General features: G+C 53.6%; 16 protein-coding genes. 13 read left to right on the plus strand and 3 right to left on the minus strand.

What is annotated here, in order from left to right; genetic code table 11:
• Positions 1 to 25: 25 nt before the first annotated feature.
• Positions 26 to 1,567, minus strand: a complete 1,542-nt coding sequence (locus ACO6S1_RS04235) for a tetratricopeptide repeat-containing sulfotransferase family protein (protein WP_422345085.1) — start codon at positions 1,565 to 1,567, stop codon at positions 26 to 28.
• Positions 1,568 to 1,646: 79 nt separating this feature from the next.
• On the opposite strand from ACO6S1_RS04235, the gene ACO6S1_RS04240 reads away from it, so the two are divergent.
• The 5 genes from ACO6S1_RS04240 to ribH all read left to right on the plus strand — a co-directional run bounded on the left by ACO6S1_RS04240 (position 1,647) and on the right by ribH (position 8,010).
• Entirely contained in the window at positions 1,647 to 4,067 is a 2,421-nt protein-coding gene (locus tag ACO6S1_RS04240) for a TonB-dependent receptor (RefSeq protein ID WP_422345086.1), read from the plus strand.
• Positions 4,068 to 4,213: 146 nt separating this feature from the next.
• The gene (locus ACO6S1_RS04245) at positions 4,214 to 5,086 is read left to right on the plus strand and encodes an alpha/beta fold hydrolase (RefSeq protein ID WP_422345087.1); all 873 of its coding nucleotides are present in this window, start codon (positions 4,214 to 4,216) and stop codon (positions 5,084 to 5,086) included.
• Positions 5,087 to 5,114: 28 nt separating this feature from the next.
• Positions 5,115 to 6,014, plus strand: a complete 900-nt coding sequence (locus tag ACO6S1_RS04250; RefSeq protein WP_422345088.1) for a sterol desaturase family protein — start codon at positions 5,115 to 5,117, stop codon at positions 6,012 to 6,014.
• A 269-nt stretch (positions 6,015 to 6,283) separates the two neighbouring features.
• Positions 6,284 to 7,591, plus strand: a complete 1,308-nt coding sequence (gene ribB / locus ACO6S1_RS04255; protein WP_422345089.1) for a 3,4-dihydroxy-2-butanone-4-phosphate synthase — start codon at positions 6,284 to 6,286, stop codon at positions 7,589 to 7,591.
• Complete coding sequence (gene ribH / locus ACO6S1_RS04260; RefSeq protein WP_422346134.1) at positions 7,591 to 8,010, plus strand: 6,7-dimethyl-8-ribityllumazine synthase; 420 nt, start codon at positions 7,591 to 7,593, stop codon at positions 8,008 to 8,010. Before ribB ends, ribH begins: the two co-directional genes overlap by 1 nt.
• Here ribH and ACO6S1_RS04265 read toward each other — a convergent pair.
• Entirely contained in the window at positions 8,003 to 8,752 is a 750-nt protein-coding gene (locus ACO6S1_RS04265) for an ion transporter (protein ID WP_422345090.1), read from the minus strand. The two genes, ribH and ACO6S1_RS04265, sit on opposite strands and share 8 nt — an antisense overlap.
• A 175-nt stretch (positions 8,753 to 8,927) precedes the next feature.
• Here ACO6S1_RS04265 and hppD point away from each other — a divergent pair, with 175 nt between their 5' ends.
• From hppD to ACO6S1_RS04290, 5 genes are all read left to right on the plus strand, one after another.
• Positions 8,928 to 10,031 carry a 4-hydroxyphenylpyruvate dioxygenase gene (gene hppD / locus ACO6S1_RS04270; protein WP_422345091.1) on the plus strand — a complete coding sequence of 368 codons (1,104 nt, stop codon included), beginning with the start codon at positions 8,928 to 8,930 and terminating at the stop codon, positions 10,029 to 10,031.
• Positions 10,028 to 10,579, plus strand: a complete 552-nt coding sequence (locus tag ACO6S1_RS04275; RefSeq protein WP_422345092.1) for a VOC family protein — start codon at positions 10,028 to 10,030, stop codon at positions 10,577 to 10,579. Before hppD ends, ACO6S1_RS04275 begins: the two co-directional genes overlap by 4 nt.
• A 65-nt stretch (positions 10,580 to 10,644) precedes the next feature.
• Positions 10,645 to 11,655, plus strand: coding sequence for a fumarylacetoacetate hydrolase family protein (locus tag ACO6S1_RS04280; RefSeq protein WP_422345093.1), 1,011 nt, complete (start codon positions 10,645 to 10,647; stop codon positions 11,653 to 11,655).
• A gap of 92 nt (positions 11,656 to 11,747) precedes the next feature.
• Positions 11,748 to 12,035: an autorepressor SdpR family transcription factor gene (locus ACO6S1_RS04285; RefSeq protein WP_422345094.1), complete on the plus strand. Its 288-nt coding sequence runs from the start codon at positions 11,748 to 11,750 to the stop codon at positions 12,033 to 12,035.
• Positions 12,025 to 12,705: an SdpI family protein gene (locus tag ACO6S1_RS04290; RefSeq protein ID WP_422345095.1), complete on the plus strand. Its 681-nt coding sequence runs from the start codon at positions 12,025 to 12,027 to the stop codon at positions 12,703 to 12,705. The genes ACO6S1_RS04285 and ACO6S1_RS04290 overlap by 11 nt, the downstream gene beginning before the upstream one ends.
• Positions 12,706 to 12,710: 5 nt before the next feature.
• Here the strand turns inward: ACO6S1_RS04290 and ACO6S1_RS04295 are convergent, their stop codons facing one another.
• On the minus strand, positions 12,711 to 13,169 hold the full coding sequence (locus ACO6S1_RS04295) for an Lrp/AsnC family transcriptional regulator (protein ID WP_422345096.1): 459 nt from the start codon (positions 13,167 to 13,169) through the stop codon (positions 12,711 to 12,713).
• Between the two features lie 54 nt (positions 13,170 to 13,223).
• Here ACO6S1_RS04295 and ACO6S1_RS04300 point away from each other — a divergent pair, with 54 nt between their 5' ends.
• From ACO6S1_RS04300 to ACO6S1_RS04310, 3 genes are all read left to right on the plus strand, one after another.
• The gene (locus tag ACO6S1_RS04300; RefSeq protein WP_422345097.1) at positions 13,224 to 14,321 is read left to right on the plus strand and encodes a PLP-dependent cysteine synthase family protein; all 1,098 of its coding nucleotides are present in this window, start codon (positions 13,224 to 13,226) and stop codon (positions 14,319 to 14,321) included.
• Between the two features lie 515 nt (positions 14,322 to 14,836).
• Positions 14,837 to 15,100, plus strand: coding sequence for a PadR family transcriptional regulator (locus ACO6S1_RS04305; protein WP_422345098.1), 264 nt, complete (start codon positions 14,837 to 14,839; stop codon positions 15,098 to 15,100).
• Entirely contained in the window at positions 15,097 to 16,209 is a 1,113-nt protein-coding gene (locus tag ACO6S1_RS04310; RefSeq protein WP_422345099.1) for a hypothetical protein, read from the plus strand. Before ACO6S1_RS04305 ends, ACO6S1_RS04310 begins: the two co-directional genes overlap by 4 nt.
• Positions 16,210 to 16,337: the final 128 nt, after the last annotated feature.

Raw genomic sequence — 16,337 nt, forward strand, 5'->3', positions numbered from 1 at the left:
GGTGGCAAATTAGGGTGCCGATTTCTTAGTGGTCGCGAAACGCAGCGTCCACTATGTCACCGGCTTCGCCAAAGCGCTTCCATTGATCCACTGACCGGGAATGGATCGGAGATCGCACCTGAACGGAGCTTGCGGTTGCCACCGGACTTTGGTTTTTATGAAACTGCAGGCATTGCTCTTCCCAATCGAGGTTTAGAAACTCGATCAAGCGCCGGCTTTCGGCCTCTTGATCCGTGATCATCTCCTCATAGCGGACTTCGCAATATCTATCAGACGCAAGGACGTCGCTCCAGTGATCCGCAAGCTGGCAGAAGTGTCGGACAAATTGAACCGTGTCCTCCAGATCATAAGCATAGTTATAATAGCCAAAATCGGTTGCAAATAGCTGCCGGAAATTGGCGAAAACCGTGTCACGAGGATCACGCCTTACCATGATGACTTTTGCCGTGGGCAGGCTTTCGAGAATATGGCCGGCAAAGAAAAAATTGAACGGCATCTTGTCGATAAGATATTGGCTACCGCCCGACAGTTCGTGCGTCCGCTCCAAATAGGATTGGCCAACCTCATGCGGATCATATGCAGCGGCCAGGCTTTCCGGAGACAATGTATGCGCTCCGGCAGTTTTGCCGCTGCGCTTTACCAGAAGAGCGAGATCGGGCAGTTCGCCGGCGGATGCAACAGCGCTATGGCTCGACAAGATCCGCTCGATCAGCGTCGTACCGCTGCGCGGCATGCCGACGATGAAAACAGGTGTCTGATGGTCATCTGCTGCCTGATTAGCGGGCATCGGGCCTCGCGTCTTCACCGCACCAAAGAGAGACGTCACCCAATCTTGCTGATGATTGACTTGTTCATGTTTCCCGGCTTTCGCTTTAAGCAGCCATTCGAGCGATTTTGTGTAATCCCCGCGCTCTTCGAATATCTTCGCTGCGGCGTGACCGAGTTGCAAGGCGCTGTCCGGATCGCTCCGGTTCTGCTCGAACAGCCGTTCTATCTGCTTCAAACCTTCGTCCGTTTGCGGTTCCAGCTGAACCAGCGCCAGACGGGCCCGATGGAAGTTCGGGTCGATATCCAGCACCTTTTTATAGGCCTGTTTTGCCTTCTCCAGCTTTCCGATAAATTGCAGCGAGGTGGCGAGATTATATTGAAACTGCACATGTGTGTGGTCGTTCGCAGTTGCAAAACTGAAGTAGGAAACCGCTTCTTCATGCAGCCCTGTTCGGGCCAGAATGACCCCTATCGTATCCGCGTCCAACGCATTCTTGCAGTCCGAAAGGATAATAGACCGGGCAAGATCGCGCGCCTCGTTCTGCCGTCCTGTGGCGAGCAATGCCCTCCCTCGCCCTGCCAATATTCCGATATCTTTTAAGCCTAATTCCAAGGCCTTATCAGACAATTCAAGTGACTTTGAAAAATTTTCGCCTTCCAGAGCGACCAGCGACATGATGCCCCATGCGTCTGCATCAGAGCGATTATCGGCCAAACGTTCCAGCGCCGACTGATAAGCTGCCTGCAACTGTCCAGCGTGTAGTTGCCTTTTTGTCTCACTCAGCCAGTTTTTTTGCATTGCAGCAATTTTCCAATTGTTTTTGCGCGCAGATCGTCACAGTTTGTTTCTCAGTAGTGTATATCGAGGATATTTTATTATGACCATGTACAGAAATTCCGTTCGCACCATGCTGTTTCTGGCCGCGAGCAGTATGCCCTTTGTCGCACAGGCGCAAGCCAGCAGCGAAGCCGCTGCCGAAGAGGATGACAATGTCATCATCGTGACAGCCACCCGCCGCGAAGGTACTGTACAGGACGTTCCGATTAATATCTCTGCAGTTGGATCCGAGGAACTGGAAGCACGTGGCCTCGACAATTTGCGTGAAGTCGCTGCTACTGTACCGGGCGTTTACATCCTTGATCAGGGTAACCGTTCGAGCACGCCGGTCGTTTTCCGCGGATTGAATGCAACTGGCCTTGGGTCTTTTGACGGCAATAATGATGGCGGCGGCGCTGTATCAACCTATGTAGGTGACATTCCGCTTTTTGTTGATCTGCGGCTCAATGATATCGAACGCGTGGAATTTCTGCTTGGCCCGCAGGGCACGCTCTACGGTGCTGGTACCCTTGGCGGCGCGATCCGCTATATTCCCGTGAAACCAAAGCTGGGCGAGATTGGCGGAGAAGTACGCGGCGATGCCTACACTTATGCTTCAGGAAATGGCATCAGCACAGATACCGGGGTAACCATCAACATTCCTCTGGGTGACAGTTTTGCTTTCCGCGGCTCGATAGACTTTGCCAACGATCGCGGCTTTATTGATTACCCGTTCGCGGTTCAGACGGTTGGCGTTTCCAATCCCGACGGCATTGCTGATCCTTCCAATTTCAATCCGCAAAAGGATTTGAACACCGACGAAACATTATCGGCACGCGCTGCATTACGGTTCAACCCGTCCGATACATTTGATGCGACATTGACCTATCATTATCAGGATGCGCGCACCGACGGACGGCAATTTTCCCAGCGACGCCTAACCAATTTCCCGGTCGAAATTGGGAAATATGAAAATGCGCTGCGGGTAAGAGAACCGAACCGGCGTGAAACCCAGCTGATTTCGCTCGAAGCGGAACTGGATCTTGGCTTCGCCAAACTCGTATCGGCAACCGGCTATAGCGAACATCGCGAACGCGGCAATCGTGACCAGACCGATCTTTTGATCACGCTGGAATATAGTTATGAGCAATTCCCCTCGTTCACCGCGTTTACCGAAGAACGCGACGAGACAGAAATTTTCACGCAGGAATTACGCCTGGTTTCGAATCTGGATGGCCCATTCAGCTTTATCATCGGCGGTTTTTACAATGACGAGAAGATTCGCGCTCTGAGCACGGAATTTGCTCCGGGCTTCGATCAATTTGCAGTGGATGAATTTGGCGGGGTCCAGCTGCGTCCAGACTCCATCGAGTATATCGCACCGTTCAACTCCGACTTGCGCGAAGTCGCGGTATTCGGTGAACTGAGCTATCAAATTACCGACGCATGGCAAGTCACGGTCGGCGGCCGCTATTATGATTATGATCTGGAAACGGAATCAGCTGTCGACTTGCCGCTTCTGGAAACCGTGTTTAACGGCCGCGACCCCGATTCAATTGTGTTTGATTTTACGCCCGCCAATCAAAAGGATAACGGCTTCCTCTACAAGATTAACACCTCTTATGAAGTTACCCCGGACGTCCTGCTTTACGGCACGATCAGTCAGGGTTTCCGGATCGGCAACTCCAACGGTCTCGAACCTTGTGATCCCAATGCCGGGCAGCAGCAGAATATTTGCGGCCTGCCGAATGAACTGGAATTTACGGCGGATGAAACCACAAACTATGAAATCGGTTTCAAGACGCAATGGCTTGATCGGCGTCTGACCCTGAACGGAGCCGTCTACTATATCGACTGGCAGGGACCACAGGTGGCCTCTGCTACGATTAACGGTTCTTCGCCGATCACGATCAACGGCGCTGGAGCGGAGTCCAAAGGCCTTGAAATATTCGGTTCCTTACAGGCAACCGACCGCCTCAGCTTCCGCGGCGCCTATAGCTACACGGATGCGCAGCTTACGGATGTCTCCAGTGCGCTGCTGAATGAACTGACACCTCCAGGTTTTGGAACAACGCCGGTGGATGGTCAGGACGGAGATCGCTTGCCGGGTTCGCCAAAGCATCAGGGCAGCTTCTTTGTCGACTATGAACTGCCCATTGCCGACGAATGGGATATGAAGTTCAGCTATGGCGTCACCGCACATAGCAATGTCCTGACCCGCACCGGCAGCCGGGCCGGCGGTTTGGTGCTTCCGGGCTTTGATACCCATAATGTTTCGGTCAGTGTGAAAGGCAAGGGCTGGACAGCGACTGTATATGCCAACAACCTGTTTAACGAATTTGGCGAAACAGGCGTGCGGGGAACGCCGCTGTTTGATCAATCCGTCTCGGATATCAACGGTGATCCGGTCTACGCGCGGACCTTCGGCACATTTGTCGCGCCGCCGCGTCAAATCGGCGTGAGAGTTAAGAAAACTTTCTAAGTCCAATGCAAAAATCATCGCCGGGCGGTTTCTCCTAACCGCCCGGTTATTGCCGATAGAAACCCGTTCTCCGCAATCACCTTTCGACAAATGCGCAGTGTGCAGGCTATAGAACCGCCAAACATTTCGCATTTCGAGGAACAAAGATGGACTTAGTCGGACCCGCTGCACATAGTTATTTCTCCCAGCGGCTGCGGCTGCATTATGCCGACTGGGGCAATGCGGAAAAGCCGCCGCTAATCCTGCTCCACGGCGGCAAGGATCATTGCCGCAACTGGGACTGGGTGGCGCAGGCGCTGCGCGATGACTGGCATATCATCTGCCCCGATGTGCGCGGCCATGGCGACAGCCAGTGGAGCACCGATGGCAATTATACCACCATGGCGATGGTCACTGATCTGGCGCAGCTGGTCCATCAGCTTGACCTTTCCCCGGTAACGATTGTCGCACACAGCATGGGCGGGAATATCGCGCTGCGCTACACTGGCCTTTATCCCGATACGGTGCGGAAACTGGTTGCGATTGAAGGACTCGGACCCGGGCCCGAAATGCTCGCCGAGCGGGAGAAAATCGGTCAGCTGCAACGGGTCCGAAACAGTATCGAGGAAAAACGCAAGGCCGCCGGGCGGCAAGTGAAGCGCTATCCGACGTTCGAAGATGCGCTCAAACGGATGCAGGACGCCAATGGCCATCTGTCCGACGAACAGGCCCGGCACCTGACCACCCATGCGGTCATCCGCAACGAGGATGGCAGCTATAGTTGGAAATTCGATCCCTATGTTCAGCACTGGGACTCGGTTGATCTGTCACAGGACAATATCCACGAGCTTTGGGGCAATATCAGCTGCCCCACACAACTACACTATGGCGCAGACAGCTGGGCCAGCAATCCCGAGAAAGACGGGCGCATCCAGTATTTCGGGGACAATGTCACAGTGAAGGAATTTGCCGATGCCGGTCACTGGCTGCATCATGACCAGTTTGACCAGTTTGTTGGCGAATTGAGGGATTTCCTGTAAGAAACTGGCTGACAAGGGAGTGGCCATCATGATCGAAGCCGCCATCGAGACGCTCGGCAGCGCCAGCGGTATATACTGGCTGGCTGGTGCCTATTTCGGAATGATTTTCGCAGAGCGGCTCTATCACCTGCTGAAAGGCGGCCGCTATGACGATGCCGACGCGCTTTGCAGCATTGGGCTCAATCTGCTGGGCAGCACGATCAAGCTGATCTTTGGCCTGATACTGCCATTCGCGCTCTATATAGTGGTCTTCGAAAATTTCCGGCTTTTCACCATCGATAATCTCACACTCGCCATCATTGCCGCCTTTGTCATCAACGAGCTGGCCTATTACTGGGATCACCGGTTGGGCCACCGTGTCGGGCTGTTATGGGCTTTTCATTCGATCCACCACAGTTCCAATGAATTCAACCACAGCACAGCGGCGCGGGGATTTGTGCTGGACAATTTTCCGCGCGGACCGCTGGATGCGATGGCGGCTCTATTGGGTGTGCCGCCGATCGTCTTTCTGGGTGTCTCGGCGCTCAAGAATATCTGGGGTATCTGGAACCATGCGAGCTATGTCGGCCATCTCGGCCTGGCCGAAGAGTTGCTGGCGACGCCGCGCAATCACATGATTCATCATGCCAACCAGCCGCAATATATTGATAAAAACTATTCGCAGGTGTTGATCCTGTGGGATCGGCTGTTCGGCACATTTGCGCGCTATGAAGAGACGCCGGTCGTCGGTCTGGTCAATCCGGTCCATGACAATAATCCGCTAACCGCGCAATTTGCCGGGATCAAACAGCTCAAAGATCGGATGAATACGGCGACCCGTTGGCAAGACAAATTGCTCTATCTGTGGAAGCCGCCAGAATGGTCCCATGATGGCGTATGCCGCAGTGATTGCCCGAAATATGCGCTGACACTGGAACCGGCGGAATAGGCACGGACCGCTTCGTTACAAGCGGCTTTCCTACATCATGTCGCGTATGATATGGTCGGATAAACTATTATGTTCGTGCAGAAGTATCATCACATTGCTTTCCATTCGCCGTTAAGGGGCGCGCACAATTTTTTGGTCGATTCTGTGTCGAAACTGTATAATCTCAGGATATCGGACTCAATCCTATCACATTTGATGTGATATAGCTCTAGACGGATCACATTGTGATGTGATAGTGCGGCACCAAAGATAGCAATAAGGTCCCGTCCATGAGCAAGATTTTGATAGAGCAACTGATCGAACTGATCGATTCAGGAAAGGAAACACGCGCTGGCTTGGCCCGTGCCGCCGGTCTTCACGCGAACAGCTTACGCGCGCTGGGTCAGCCTGACTGGAACCCGACGGCTGAAACGCTCGGCAAGCTTGAAACCTATCTGGCGCGTGGCGGCAGCGGTGTGATGGCAACGGCAGAAGAGATTATCAATGAGGCGCGCAACGGGCGCATGTATATCCTGGTCGATGACGAGGATCGCGAAAATGAAGGCGACCTCATCATCCCGGCACAAATGGCGACGCCAGATGCGATCAACTTCATGGCCAAATATGGTCGTGGTCTAATCTGTCTGGCGATGGCGAAAGACCGGGTCGAGGAACTCGGCCTCGACATGATGAGCCAGAATAACCGCACGGCCCATGAAACCGCATTCACCATTTCAATTGAAGCCCGCGAAGGCGTGACGACCGGTATCTCCGCCGCCGACCGCGCGCGCACCGTCGCAGTTGCGATTGATGGCACCAAGGGCAAGAGCGAGATTGTGACCCCCGGCCATGTCTTCCCGTTACAAGCGCGCAACGGCGGCGTGCTGGTGCGTGCTGGCCATACCGAGGCCGCTGTGGATGTGTCGCGTCTCGCCGGGCTCAATCCATCGGGTGTGATCTGCGAGATCATGAAAGATGATGGCGAGATGGCGCGGCTTGATGATCTCATCGAATTTGCCCAGCATCACGGCATGAAAATCGGCACGATCCGGGATCTGATCGCCTATCGCCTGCGCCATGACCATCTCGCACAGAAACGGGCCGAGGCCACATTCGAAAGCCGCTGGGGCGGAGAGTGGAAGGCGATTACCTTTTTCAACACAGCTACGGAATCGGAACAAATTGTCCTGCAGAAAGGCCATATTGATCCCGACAGCCCAACATTGGTCCGCATGCATGCCACTGCCATCTTCAGCGATGTCTTCGGCAAGACAGGCGCCCATTCCGGCACCTTGGCAGAATCAATGAAGATTATTGGTGAAGCTGGCTCCGGCATCATCGTGTTTATCAGCCCGCGCATACCGGATTTCTATTCCCGCCAGGTGGCGCGCCTGAAAGGCGAGAAGCCTGCGGATATGGATCAATTGCGCGACTATGGTGTTGGCGCTCAGATTCTCACGGAACTTGGCGTAAGCGATATGGAGCTGTTGTCGAATACCAAGCATGATCTGGTGGGGCTTGACGCCTATGGCCTGCGCATTGTCGGCCAGCGAGCGATACCCGCAGGTGAACCAGCCAAAAAATTGGAGACCGCATGATGGCCAAATTTTTGATAGTCGAAGCGCGTTTTTACGACCATCTCAACGATATGCTGCTCGAGGGTGCCAAGGCAGCGCTGGAAGCTGCAGGTCATGCGTATGAATCGCTAACCGTTCCTGGTGCGTTGGAAATACCCGGTGCGATATCCTTGGCAATAGACAGCGGCCAGTTTGACGGCTTTGTTGCATTGGGCGTTGTCCTGCGCGGTGAAACCTATCATTTCGAAATTGTCTCCAACGAAAGCGCGCGCGGCATCATGGCGCTGACGCTCGACGGCGCGGCGGTTGGCAACGGCATCATTACGGTTGAAAATGAAGCACAGGCGTTGGCACGGGCCGACAAGGGTCAAAAAGACAAAGGCGGAGAAGCGGCCAAAGCGGCTGTTGCCATGTATGAGCTGGGGCAGCGATTTAGCTAGTTTTCTCGGCTCGTATCGCCGCGACTTCTTGCCGCAATCCGCGTATTTCATCCAATATGATATCTCGCTGAGCGCTTTGTTCTTCGTCCGCTTCTTCGTGCATTGCATTGACGATAATCGCGATGAAAAGGTTGAGCACAACAAAGGAGGTTACCAGCACGAACGGCACGAAAAATGCCCATGCCCAAGGATAGACTTCCATGATTGGACGAACGATCCCCATGGACCAGCTTTCCAGGGTCATGATCTGGAAAAGTGAATAAAGCGAAGAACCGACCGAACCAAACCATTGTGGAAATGCGCCGCCGAACAGCTTCGTTGCCATGACCGATGCTACATAGAATATCAAACCGAGGAGCAGAATGACCGAACCCATGGATGGGATGGCGGAGAGCAGGCCCTGTACCACCTGCCGCATTTTGGGCATGGCAGAGATGAGACGAAAGGCACGAATTATGCGCAATGCCCGCAGGATAGCAAGATTGCCACCCAGCGGAAGCAATGCGACCGATACGATGACAAAGTCAAAAATATTCCAACCGCTGCGGAAAAACTGCAATCTGTAAACGACCAGCTTGAGGAGAATTTCAACAACAAAAATGGTGATTGCAAGCCGATCCAGCATGATCAGAATCGGACCAAAAGATGTCATCGCTGCAGCGGACGTTTCCAATCCGATGACAACTGCATTCACTACAATGACAGCCATGATCACATTTTGAAACAGGGCCGATTCGATCATTGTCCTGATCTTGTGGAACACTATTCGTACCTTTTTTCTATGATGATCGCCATTTGGCGTTTTACACTCGCCGGATCAAGAAGCGATTGCAGGTCGCAGCCTCTTGCTTTTTACGCTTATGGCGCTTATAGTTACATTTGAAACTATATTGCTCCCGATTGTTAGGAATGGACGCATGACTGATCTTTTCGAAAACCCCGTCGGCCTTGATGGCTTTGAATTTGTGGAATTCTGTGCGCCGGAGCGGGGCATACTCGAGCCTGTATTTGCCGTGATGGGATTTACCGAAATTGCCCAGCATCGCAGCAAGGACGTCCATTTGTGGCGCCAGGGCGGGATCAACCTCATCATCAATTATGAACCAAAATCAGCCGCCTGGTATTTTGCCAGAGAGCATGGACCATCGGCCTGCGGCATGGCATTCCGGGTCAAGGATGCGCGCAAGGCCTATGCGTATTTGCTCGAAAATGGCGCAGAACCTGTGCACGTTGAAACTGGGCCGATGGAACTGCACATCCCGGCAATCCGTGGCATTGGCGGCGCTATCCTCTATCTGGTCGACCGTTATGATGGCGGCGAGCGCGGTGAGTCCCTCTCGATTTACGACATAGACTTTGAATATCTACCGGGTGTTGACCGCAATCCGGTTGGTGCAGGTTTCAAGATCATCGATCACCTGACCCACAATGTTTATGGTGGCCGGATGAAATATTGGGCGGACTATTACGAGACGCTCTTTAATTTCCGCGAGATCCGCTTCTTTGATATCAAGGGCGAATATACCGGTCTGACATCCAAGGCGCTGACAGCCCCTGACGGCAAGATCAAGATACCGCTCAATGAAGAAGGCGAAGGCGGCAAAGGTCAGATTGAAGAATTCCTGCGCGAGTTTAACGGCGAGGGCATTCAGCATATCGCGCTCATCTGCGACGATCTGGTTGCCTGCTGGGATCGGCTCAAGAAACTGGGCGTCCCGTTCATGACGGCTCCACCCAATACCTATTATGAAATGCTCGACGGACGATTGCCCGGCCACGGCGAAGACGTCTCGGCCCTGCAGTCCCGCGGTATTCTGCTCGACGGTACAACCGAAGGCGGTGAGCCACACCTGTTGCTGCAGATATTCGCGGAACCGCAAGTCGGCCCGGTATTCTTCGAATTTATCCAGCGCAAAGGCGATGACGGTTTTGGCGAAGGCAATTTCAAGGCGCTGTTTGAAAGCATTGAACGCGATCAGGTCGCACGCGGAGTACTTGATGTGAAAGAACCCGCAGAATGACCTCAGCCCCTAATCTTTCCGGCATTCATCATGTCGCCTATCGCTGCAAGGATGCGAAGGAAACGGCCGAGTTTTACAAGCGCGTCATGGGCATGGAATTTGACCTCGCCTTTGCAGAAAACGAAGTGCCGTCGACGGGCGAATATGACCCTTATATGCATATCTTCCTCGATGCCGGTGGCGGCAATATACTCGCCTTTTTCGAACTGCCCGAGCAACCGGAAATGGGCAAGGACCCCAACACGCCGACATGGGTGCAACATATTGCGTTCAAGGTGAATACGCTGGACGAATTGCTCGCCGCCAAGGCCAATGCAGAGGCCGAGGGGCTCGAAGTCCTGGGCCCCACCCATCATGGTATTTTCAAATCCATCTACTTTTTCGATCCCAACGGACACCGGCTGGAAATTGCCTGTGATATCGGGACGGACGAAGAGATGAAGGAACTGCGCCGGGTTGCACCTGAGATGCTCGAAGAATGGAGCCGCACCAAAAAGGCGCCACAACACGCCGCATGGCTGCACGAAAAAGCGCGCGACGAACATTAAACGCGCGTGTTGATTGTTGAAGCGTTCCGGCGCACTATCCGTTTTCAACAAAAGATGGGAATCCTATGAAACTCGCGACGCTGAAAAATGACACACGCGATGGCCGGCTGGTCGTTGTCTCGAAAGATCTGACCCGTTGCTGCGAAGCGAATAATATAGCCCCCACTCTTCAAGCCGCTCTCGACCATTGGGACGATTGCGCGCCGAAACTCGAAGCCTTGTACAGGGACGTCGAACATCAAGTCGTGCCTTGCGAGCGATTTCATGAGCGTGAAGCCCACTCCCCCCTTCCTCGCGCCTATCAATGGGCCGATGGCAGCGCCTATATCAACCATGTCGAGCTCGTCCGCAAAGCACGCGGCGCCGAAGTGCCGGAGAGCTTTTACAGCGACCCGCTGATGTACCAGGGCGGCTCCGACGCATTTCTCGGCCCGCGCGATGATATCCCGCTCGGTGACCAGAAATGGGGCTGCGACATGGAAGGCGAAGTCGCCGTCATTACCGATGACGTACCAATGGGCGTCAGCCCAGAAGGCGCGGCCGATCACATCAAGCTGATCATGCTTTGCAACGACGTCAGCTTGCGCGGTTTGATCCCTGGAGAGCTGGCCAAAGGCTTCGGCTTCTTCCAGTCCAAGCCGCCCAGCGCCTTTTCACCCGTCTGCGTCACACCCGATGAACTCGGCGAGGCATGGAAAGGATCTGTCATCCATTTGCCACTGCATGTTGACTATAACCGCGAGCCGTTTGGACGCGCCAATGCAGGGGTTGATGCAACCTTCAGTCTGGCCCAACTGGTCGCCCATGCCGCGAAAACCCGCCCCTTACGCGCGGGCACGATTATCGGATCGGGCACCGTGTCCAATCAGGATGCAGACGGTGGGCCGGGCAAACCTGTTGCCGATGGCGGCCTTGGCTATAGCTGTATCGCCGAAATCCGGATGATCGAGACCATCGCCGATGGCGAAGCGAAGACGCCGTTTATGAGCGCTGGCGATACGGTCAAAATCCAGATGCTGGATGAAGATGGCCATTCGATCTTTGGCGCGATCCGGCAGGAAGTCGTCGACGTCTGACCCCTGACATAAAGTCACCGCAGCTGGGCAGCGTCCCAGCGCCAGCAATGGTGTGACTTGACTCTATTTAGCTAACAACCTAATTAGGGTATATGCTAAATAGCTCTGTCTTCAAGGCGATCGCACATCCGGTTCGGCGGGATATTCTTAAACGCCTGCGTGCGGGGCCACAGACAGCGGGCGATCTTGCCCAGCATTATGCCATGTCCAAGCCTAGCCTGTCGGCACATTTTGCCGTGCTGAAGGACGCGGATCTGGTGTTCACGCGCCGCCAAGGCAATTTCATCTTTTACAATCTCAACCTCACCGTAGCCGACGAGATATTGAGCACGGTGATGGATCTTTTCGGTATTGAGGAAGGTTCCCGACATGACCCATAAACCCCTGCTGTTCAGCCTGTTCTGTACGATATTGACCATCGCCGTCAGCGCCTATGCCTGGTTCAACCTGCCGGTTTTGGAGAGCTATCCGTTGCGCTGGAATGCTGCGGGAGAAGCCAATCAGTTCGGCAGCCGGGAGGATGTATTGATCCTTCTTTCGATCTTCCCGTTTGTGGCCCTCGGCATGACATTGCTCTTTGCTCTCTTACCACGGGTCGAGCCGTTGCGCGGCAATCTCGAAGAAAGCAAGAAACCTTATGGCTTGGTATGGATGCTGTGCATGGCGTTGATCCTTTTTGTCGCGACCATGATCGCGTTGTCCTATGCTACCGAACAGGGCGGCAAGATCGGAAGCTCGCCCCGCCTGGTAGTCACCGCCTTGTCGCTATTCTTCATAGGTGTCGGCAATGTCCTGGGGAAAGTGCGTCAGAATTTTATGTTTGGCATTCGCACCCCTTGGACACTCTCCTCGGAACTCTCTTGGGAGAAGACCCACCGAATCGGCGCGCGTCTGTTTGTGGCCACCGGGGTGGTCAGCCTGATCACCGCGCTTGCGCTACCGATACTCGCCTTTCCGGTCTTTATCATATCCCTGCTGCTGAGCGTGACAGCCTGTCTGGTCATCTCTTATCGGGAGTGGCGAAATGACCCCGACAAACGAACTGCCTAGCCGTTTTAGACCGGCACCGCCGTCTCGTACTTAATCCGCTCCATCGCAAAGCTTGCGGACACATCAGACAATGGCACTGCCTTGATCAGCTTTTTGTACACCCGGTCATAATCGGCAACATCACGCACCAGCAGCTTCAGCAGATAATCCACCTCTCCGGCCATCCGATAAAACTCCACCACCTCTTCCACCGACGAAGCCGCCGCCGCGAATTTCTCCAGCCATTTGTCGCTATGGTCGCTGGTCCGCACCGCGACAAAGACGGTCATGCGCAGCCCGACCGCTTCGGGATCCACAATCGCCACCCGGCGCGCGATAATCCCGTCGGCCTCCATCCGCTTGATTCGCCGCCAGCAGGCATTGGTCGACAGGCTGAGCTGCGCGGCCAGATTTTCGAGCGACAGGCTGGCGTCCCGTTGCAAAGCCTTCAGGACATTTCGGTCGTTATCATCAATATTTTTCATATTTTCGTTCATAAATAGAATATTATCACATTTTATCGCCATTCCAAGAGAATAATGGCAAAGATATTTGACGAACTTGTTGATATTCCAATGCTTCAATCAGGGGGAACATCCATGCTCGATCAAGTTGGCAGAAGCTGTGAAGACAAATTCCGGGCGCTATCCGGGCTCATTGGCAATACGCCAATGCTGCGGATCAATGCGCGCTGCGACGGGCAGGATGTTACCGTCTATGCCAAGGCCGAAATGTATAATTTCTCCGGCAGCATCAAGGACCGCATGGCGCTGTCCATCCTGCAAAACGCGACCCGCAGCGGCGCGTTGAAACCAGGGCAGCGGATTGCCGAAGCAACCAGCGGTAACGCCGGGATTGCGATGGCGGCTCTTGGCACCGCTTTGGGCCACCCGGTGACCATTTTCATGCCGGATTGGATGAGCATGGAGCGCCGCGCCATTCTCGCCAGCCATGGCGCAGACGTACGGCTGGTGTCGAAAGCGGAAGGTGGCTTTCTCGGCTCGATCGCGCTGGCCGAAAAAATGGGCGAAACCGAAGGCGCATTTTTGCCGCGACAATTTTCCAACGAAGATAATTGCAATGCCCATTGCGCGGGCACCGCTCCGGAAATCTGGCGGCAGGTGCAAAGCGATGGCGCAGATCTCGGCGGCTTTGTTGCCGGCGTCGGGACGGGCGGAACGATCATGGGCGTCTCGCGATACTTGAAACAGATGGATGCGAATATTTCTTGCCACCCGGTGGAACCGGTCGAATCGCCCACGCTCTCCACGGGCTATAAAGTCGGTCATCACCGCATTCAGGGCGTGTCGGACGAGTTTATTCCCGAGATTGTCAAACTCGACCAGATTGATGATATCATCGATGTCAATGACGGCGATGCGATTTTAATGGCACAGAAACTGAGCCGGATCTTCGGTCTGGGTGTCGGCATTTCCAGTGGCGGCAATCTGGTCGCTGCCATCCGGTTGGCATTGACGCAGGAGCCGGATGCCGATGGTGTGCGCAAGGCCATTGCCACCGTATTTTGCGACAGCAATGCCAAATATCTGTCGACCGATCTGGCGAAGGAAGAACCCAGCCGAGATTGCTATCTGACGCCGCAGGTCGAACTATTGGATATGCACACCATCCGCTAGAACGCGCATACGAAGTTTACAAAGTGTACACAGTCCCTTTGGGTGTTTTAGAGGCGTGTTATCTGTTTCAAAGTTCACACATATCACAGAGTGTTTTTGCGAGTGCCGTGAAACCTGGAACGCTTCAAAGTTCACACACATCACACCTGTACACACTATCAAGTGCGGAGCACTAACCGCCCATATGCTTATTGTCTGAGCCCAAAGTTCACACAATTCACACCCCTTGCTGATGATCAGGCTTTCCATTGGGGATCACTATTCAAAACTGAGAAAGAGCCAGCGTTACAATATCATAGCGCAGCCATTGTAGGAAAGCGCTTCCTGCCGCTTCGTGCAGCAGAGAGAGATGCTCCGCGTCAATTGAAGGGGATATAGTTATATTGGAGCAAACGCTTTGGATCGGGTTTTTTCTTCAACCCAATCGCTATGTATTGACATTAACTCGATATATATCGATATAAGCAATTATGCGGAAAACGAGGAAACCTTCAAAGGCTGCCAGATTGGCTTTAATGTCGTTACTTGATGCCCCTCAGGGCCTTTATGGCTATGAGATTATGCAAATGGCCGGAATAAGACCCGGTACGCTATATCCTATGCTGGCCAGGCTGGAAGACCAGGGTATCCTTGTTTCTCATTGGCAGGAATCAGGCGTTCAGGGCCGACCGCCGCGTCATATCTATTGTTTGTCGGCGGCGGGCTGTATCTTGGCGAAGAGTCTGAGTGATGAAAACCATCCAACATTCGCCGCCCAACTGAAACCGAAAGCCCAATGATGCGCCACCGCATCATGCGTCTGATCGATCATCTGACGCCCGATCATCGTAAAAAATGGGCCCAGGCCATGCGCGCTGAAATTTCGAGCTTTGGCAATGATCGGGAAGCCATAATCTTTGCGTTGGGATGTTTGGTTGCCTGCTGTCGCTTTCAACTGGAATTGCAAATCTCACCGGAAAGAGGATGGAGTGATATTATGAAAGACAGGTTCACTTTTTCGACTTTCATCGCAGGCTCGATGGCGTGCTTGATAGGGTTGACTTATCTTTTTGTCTCCGGCGCTCCGCTGACAATGATAATCGTCAACGGCGCGGCGATGCTCATTGGCATTTTATTGGCAATTGCGGTGAAACTTTCTGTACGCATTACAAACAATTTTGTCACCGTGATTGCGGTCATCGGGTCCTTGGGACTATTTGGCACCGCTATTTTTGGCTACGCCATCGAGGATGCCAAACGATGGTTATTGGTTGGGCCTTTTTTCATTCAAACCAGTCTCATTCTTCTGCCACTCATCGCCCTTAGTTTTGCGAGAATTCAAAATTTCTGGACCACATTGGCGATCTTTGTCGCTGGTTCCGCTATGGCCATTCAACCGGATCGCGCGATGGCAGCCATGCTGTTTTTGGCAGTTGCTGTTGTCTGCTGGATGCGACCAAGCAGATGGACTTTCAGCGCGTCTCTCCTCTGTGCAACCGGGTTCGCAACAACATTGTTTCTACCCGACCGTTTGCCAGCGGTACCATTTGTGGATCACATTCTTTGGACAGCCTTTGATATCAATATCATGACCGGACTATCGCTCTGGATTGGCTGCATCGCATTGGTTTGCCCCATATTATTCATTCCAAAAAATGAGCGAACTGTGATCCATTATACGTTCGCGGCTTGCTGGCTTGCCCTGATTGCGGCTGCGGCAATGGGTGCATATCCCACGCCTGTAGTTGGATATGGCGCAAGCGCGATTATAGGGTATTTTTTCAGCTTGATAATGGTGCAACCTTTGAGACAAGCCGATGTAGTCGATGATAATGGCTGCAATAGCCTATCCGATACGGACAATAATAGCGCACTGCGTCGAACCAAAACGCCGTCATTTGCCGCATAGTTCTCTCTAGCGTTCGCTTTCGGGAACAAGCGGACATCGGTTGCAAATGGTCTGATGGCGAATCACACTGAAAAGGCAGTTAGCGCCGCTTCATCCTGAGCAAAACGATGGTGGTTCGCTACGGTCGC

The sequence above is a fragment of the Parasphingorhabdus sp. genome (assembly GCF_965233695.1).
Taxonomy (GTDB): domain Bacteria; phylum Pseudomonadota; class Alphaproteobacteria; order Sphingomonadales; family Sphingomonadaceae; genus Parasphingorhabdus.